Annotated in this window: 3 protein-coding genes and 1 tRNA gene; 1 reads left to right on the top strand and 3 read right to left on the bottom strand. The window is 67.9% G+C overall.

The genetic code is table 11. The features are described from left to right. On the bottom strand, window positions 1–481 hold a 481-nt coding region (gene dcd / locus AC2VOR_RS16220; RefSeq protein WP_486964118.1), incomplete at its 3' end, for a dCTP deaminase. Window positions 482–517: 36 nt separating this feature from the next. Next, a complete protein-coding gene (locus AC2VOR_RS16215) occupies window positions 518–1,162 on the bottom strand; it encodes a VldE C-terminal domain-containing protein (protein WP_486964117.1) in 645 nt (214 codons plus the stop codon). Window positions 1,163–1,329: 167 nt separating this feature from the next. On the opposite strand from AC2VOR_RS16215, the gene AC2VOR_RS16210 reads away from it, so the two are divergent. Continuing rightward, a tRNA-Gly gene (locus AC2VOR_RS16210) sits at window positions 1,330–1,403 on the top strand. Between the two features lie 74 nt (window positions 1,404–1,477). On the opposite strand, the gene AC2VOR_RS16205 is transcribed toward AC2VOR_RS16210, so the two are convergent. Next, window positions 1,478–1,833: MMPL family transporter (locus AC2VOR_RS16205; RefSeq protein WP_486964116.1), on the bottom strand; the 356-nt coding region annotated here is incomplete at its 5' end.

Raw genomic sequence — 1,833 nt, 5'->3', positions numbered from 1 at the left:
GGTGTTCCGCCGGGCTGGTCAGCCGCAGGATGCACAGCTGGCCGATCTTCATGCCCGGCCACAGGGTGATCGGCAGGTTGGCGACGTTGGACAGCTCAAGCGTGATGTGGCCGCTGAAACCCGGATCGATGAACCCGGCCGTCGAGTGCGTCAGTAGGCCCAGGCGGCCCAGCGACGATTTGCCTTCCAAACGTCCCGCGAGGTCGTCGGGCAGGGTGAAGAGTTCCAGCGTCGCGCCGAGCACGAACTCGCCGGGGTGCAGCACGAACGGTTCGCCGGGGTCGGGTTCGACCAGGCTGGTCAGCTCGTCCTGCTGCTTGGCGGGGTCGATGTGGGTGTAGCGGGTGTTGTTGAACACTCGGAATAGGCGGTCGAGGCGGACGTCGATGCTGGAGGGCTGCACCAGGCTGTCGTCGAACGGGTCGACGCCTAGCCGGCCGGCGGCGACTTCGGCCCTCAGGTCACGATCGGAGAGCAGCATCCGCAGAGCCTATCTGCCGCCCGAGGCGGCCCCGGCTCAACGCAGGTACATCTCACGGCCGGTGGGATATCCGCCGCCGGTGGTGGTCACGTGGACGTGGTCGTAGTGGCCCAGCCTGCTCGGTTGCGCGCCGTTGGGCGTGTAGTAGACGCCGCGCCAGATGGCGTCCTGCATGCCGAATCGACGGGCGTTGCGGCGCACGAACGCGACGATCTGGTTGCCCAGCGCTATGCCATGGGCGCTGCCGGGGTCGGGGATCATCACGTCGATCGCCAGCCCGTTGGGATGCCAGGGCAGCGGATCCGGCCGCACCCCCCCGATTTCGTGGATCTCGGGGAACTCGGCGCTGATGGCGCGGGCCGCCAGAATGGTCCTGACCTGCAGGCCATGCTCCGGTGCGACACCGGCCGGCAAGAATCTGGGTTGCCGGTGGTAGCGGGACGCGGCGGCGAACTCGGCGCGGGCCGCGCCGTCACCGGCCGTTCCCGGGGCCGGCATCGCCGCCACCACCTCGAAACAGCACGGTTCGGCGTCGGCCACGACCGGCTCGGCGACGACCTCACGCGCGGCGCTTGGGTACGCATCGGCGCTCGCCGCTAAGAAGACGACGGCGGGGGCGGCCACCGCTGCCAGGAGCGTTGCCGACTTGCGGCGCGCCCTGGGTAATTCGTGCCTGCCCACAAGGAGGCACCTTACGAGATAACGAATTATCACGAAAGGGTAAACATCGCGCCGTCAGTGTCGGGGCGTGCTCAGCCGGCGCGACTCGAACGGCTACTCTGGGTTGCCCCGACGACCGACCGACGGCCCGGCCCCGGCAGCGGATGCTAGCCTTTCGGAGCAACACCGCCGATGTAGTTCAATGGCAGAACATCAGCTTCCCAAGCTGAATACGCGGGTTCGATTCCCGTCATCGGCTCCACAAAACTCCTGGCAGTGGCCGGTCGCAATTCGACCACGCCAGCGCGCACCACGGCACTCACGCACCTCGTGAGATCAGCGCGGCTGTACCACTCCGCCCGGCGGGTGCTCGTCGACGTTCTTGAGGAGCAAGTCGCGCACGGCGGGACGCGGTCCGTACGGTCGCAGCATGGTGCTGGCGGGTCGTGGACGCACGTGCTGCGGCCACCAGAACCAGCGCCCGAGCAGGGTAGCCAGCGACGGCGTCATGAACGACCGCACGATCAAGGTGTCGAAGAGCAAACCCAGCGCGATCGTCGTACCCACCTGGGCCATCACCAGCAGCGGGCTGAACGTGAACGTGGCCATGGTCGCGGCGAACACCAGACCGGCGGAGGTCACCACCGAGCCCGAACCGGCCATCGCGCGGATCGTCCCCGTTTTGAGTCCGG

The organism is Mycobacterium sp. TH-M103, from assembly GCF_057473785.1.
The sequence above is the reverse complement of the archived record's forward strand: the minus strand, read 5'-3'. Positions and strand labels throughout refer to the sequence as shown.